Source organism: Streptomyces sp. MB09-01 (assembly GCF_033794505.1).
Lineage (GTDB): Bacteria > Actinomycetota > Actinomycetes > Streptomycetales > Streptomycetaceae > Streptomyces.
Genome location: NZ_JARAYQ010000502.1, coordinates 1 through 2,550, shown reverse-complemented (window position 1 = coordinate 2,550; position 2,550 = coordinate 1). Strand labels below are relative to the sequence as shown.

At 75.1% G+C, this 2,550-nt stretch carries 2 protein-coding genes; one reads left to right on the top strand and one right to left on the bottom strand.

The features are described 5' to 3' along the window. Positions 1-878, top strand: an 878-nt coding sequence (locus PV721_RS42885) for an NPCBM/NEW2 domain-containing protein (protein ID WP_319734245.1), incomplete at its 5' end; no start/stop codon positions are given. Here PV721_RS42885 and PV721_RS42880 read toward each other — a convergent pair. Beyond that, positions 865-2,550 (bottom strand): tetratricopeptide repeat protein (locus tag PV721_RS42880; protein ID WP_319734244.1); only part of this gene is annotated, 1,686 nt, incomplete at its 5' end. The two genes, PV721_RS42885 and PV721_RS42880, sit on opposite strands and share 14 nt — an antisense overlap.

The window sequence follows — 2,550 nt, the reverse complement described above, 5'->3', positions numbered from 1 at the left end:
GGGCCGGGGGTGCGCTGGCTTCCGAGGGGTTCGGGCTGCCGGCCAAGGCCGCCCTCGCGGCCGGGATCGCGGTGGCCGCGGCCGCCGGGGTGGTGTTCGCCCTCGCCGGGGACGATCCCGAGCCGCAAACCCCGGCGAAGCCCGCGCCCGGTGTGGCGGCGCCGGCGGTGCCGGCGGTGCCGGAGGATCCTGCCCCGTCCTCGGCGGAGCCGAGCCCGCCCGGGGAGGAGCCGCCGCGCGCGCGGGGCTCCGTACGGCCGGCGCAGGAACCGACGCCGACGCCTTCGGCTCCCGCCTCCGCTGCTCCCGCGGCCCCCTCGTCCTCCCCACCGCCCTCGCCCTCACCCTCACCCTCACCCTCGCCGAGCCGGGAGGAGCTTTCGCCCGGGCCGTCACCGAGCAGGACCTCCGCGAGGCCGAGCCCGCCGCCGTCGAAGCCGCCGCAGGGGTTCCAGCTGGCCCGGCTCGGGCACTCGGCCTACGGGGACCACAGCGGTCCCGAGGTACAGACCTGGCGCAGCAGCTGGGTATGGCAGCGCTGGGGGCTGGAGGTGGGAGGCCGCCGGTTCGCCCAGGGCATCACCGTGAACTCGCGCTCCTCGGTGGAGATCGCCCTCAACCGGCAGTGCACGAGCTTTTCGGCGCAGGCCGGGGTGGACGGCCTGTCGCTCTTCACCGACGGTTCGGTGCGGTTCTCCGTGTACGGCGACGAGCAGCGGCTGTGGCAGTCCGCCGCCCTCGGCCACGAGGACCAGCCGGCGGGCGTGCGGGTGTCGCTCGCCGGGCGCAAGACGCTCCGGCTGGTGGTGGAGAAGGCCGGGCCGGACAGCCTGCCGACGCTGGCGAGCTGGGCCGACGCCGTGATCAGTTGCCGGTGAGCGGCGCGGTGAGTGCCGTGGCGAGTTCGGCCGGGGTGAGCACGGACCCGGCGGACTCCTCCCTGGCGTAGCGGGCGGGGCCGAGCACGGCGCGGGTCCGTTCCGGGAGCCCGTCCAGGGCGCCGCTCTCGGGGACCGAGCGGGGATGGCCCGCACGCCAGGCGGTGGCGGCCGCGAGGGCCCGTACGGCCTCGGCCGGCCGGCCGTCTTCGGCCAGCAGCACGGCGGCGACCTCGGCCATCCCGGCCAGGAAGCGCTCGGCGCAGCGGGCGGTGACGGCTGCGGCGAGGGCGGGTCCGATCCTGGCCAGGCCGGCGGCCGGGCCCTGTTCCTGGGCGGTGAGGACGGCGTCGACGGTGTCGAGTCCGGCAGTGAGTTGGGCGGGCACGGTGAACCGTTCCGCTTCGGCGCGGGCCCGCTCGCACTCGCTCCGGGCCGTGGCGACGTCGCCGCGCTGGCGGGCGAGCAGGGCCGAGAGGAGCCGGGCGAAGCTGGTGACGTCGTACACCCCGCCGTAGCGGTCGGACTCCCTGTCGGCCTCCGCGAGGAGGCGTTCGGCTTCGTCGAAGTCGCCCGCACAGTAGGCGGCCTCGGCCATCCGGGCGATGGCGAAGGGCGCCTCGATGTGAGCCCCGACCTCGCGGGCGAGGCGCAGGCACTCCTCGTACTCGGTGCGGGCCTCGGCGTACCGGCCGCGCGAGAGGGCGACCTCTCCGGCGGCGCTCGCCACCTGGGCGCGGGTCCAGCGGTCGCCCACGCGTTGTGCGATCTCGTGGAGTTCGGCGAGGTCGGCGTCGACGGTGGGCAGGCCGCCGGTGACGTCGATGGCGACGTGGGTGCGGAGCATGAGGACGACGCCGAGTTCCCAGTCGCCTGCGTGGCGGCGGCAGTTGGCGACGGATTGGTTGAGGTCGGCGTGGAATTCGAGGGCGTCGCCGACGAGGAAGGCGGTGGCGGGCCAGAGCATCCCGGGGAAGAGCGTGCTCTCGGGGGATCCCTGGCGGAAGGTCTTCTTGATGCGGGTGGCGAGGTCGCGGTACTCGGGGGTGCGGAACTTCTCGGCGGAGTTGCTCTCGGCGAGGAGGAACATGCCGAGGACTTCGAGGCGCATGTGACGCCAGTACGCGGGCGTGCCCTCGGGAGGTTCGGCGGGGGTGAGGGCGAGGATGCGGGCGGTCCACTCGGCACCCTCGGCGCGGTAGTTGCGCAGCCACCAGAACCAGCCGAGGGCGAAGGCGAGGCGCTGGGCGGTCTGCACGCCGGTCCCGGCCTCGGTGTCGGTGTCGGTATCGGGGTCGGTGTCGGTGTCGGTGTCGGCTGCTTCGGTGACTGCGGTGTGGAGGGCCGTGCGGAGGTTGTCGAGCTCGGTCTCGACGCGCCGGATCCAGGGGAGCTGGGCGGCGGAGCGGATCAGGGGGTCGGCCTCCTCCGCAAAGGCGAGGTAGTGGGCGACGTGGCGGCGGGCGGTGGCCCTGGCATCGGCCGGGTGGGCGGCGGCGCGCTCGGCGGCGTACTCGTGGATGGTTTCGAGCATGCGGTAGCGCATGCCGTGCCCGGCGTCCGGTTCGGCCAGGACGAGGGATTTGTCGACGAGGGAGCCGAGGACGTCGGCGGTGTCGTAGGACGGGTCGGCGCAGACGTCCTCGGCGGCGGCGAGGTCGCAGCCGCCCGC